A 440-nucleotide genomic window follows, 5' to 3' on the forward strand; every position below is an offset into this window, starting at 1 on the left:
GACCCGGGCCGACGCCGAGGTGGCGCTGACCGCGCGGGAGTTCGCGCTGCTGAACTACCTGATGCGCCGGCCCGGCCAGGTGATCTCCAAGACCGAGTTGCTGGATCACGTCTGGGACGCGAGCGTGGAGACCGCGCCGAACGCGGTCGAGGTGTACGTCGGCTACCTGCGTCGCAAGCTCGGCCGGGACCGGCTCGAGACGGTCCGGGGCGCCGGTTACCGGCTCGCCACGTGACCGCCGACGACCCGGTGCCCGCCCGCCGGGCTTGGCATCGCCGGATGCCGGCGCTGGGGTTGCGGGGGCGACTGATGGTGATCGGAGTCCTCGGCCTCACCGTCGGGCTGGCCCTGGGTGGGGTGGTGCTGCTCGCCGCGCTCGGCTTCGTGCTCCAGCGAACGGTCGACACCGAGGCGTTCCGGACCGCCGACGCGGTGGCCCT

General features: G+C 73.4%; 1 protein-coding gene and 1 pseudogene. Both read left to right on the top strand.

The features are described from left to right. The coding region (locus tag C7C45_RS07630) for a winged helix-turn-helix domain-containing protein (RefSeq protein WP_146247292.1) at positions 1-235 on the top strand (235 nt) is incomplete at its 5' end. Between the two features lie 44 nt (positions 236-279). After that, positions 280-440 (top strand): annotated as a pseudogene (locus C7C45_RS34855) (two-component sensor histidine kinase); the annotation flags it as partial.

It is taken from the genome of Micromonospora arborensis (assembly GCF_003205615.1).
In the GTDB taxonomy this organism is placed as follows: Bacteria; Actinomycetota; Actinomycetes; order Mycobacteriales; family Micromonosporaceae; genus Micromonospora; species Micromonospora arborensis.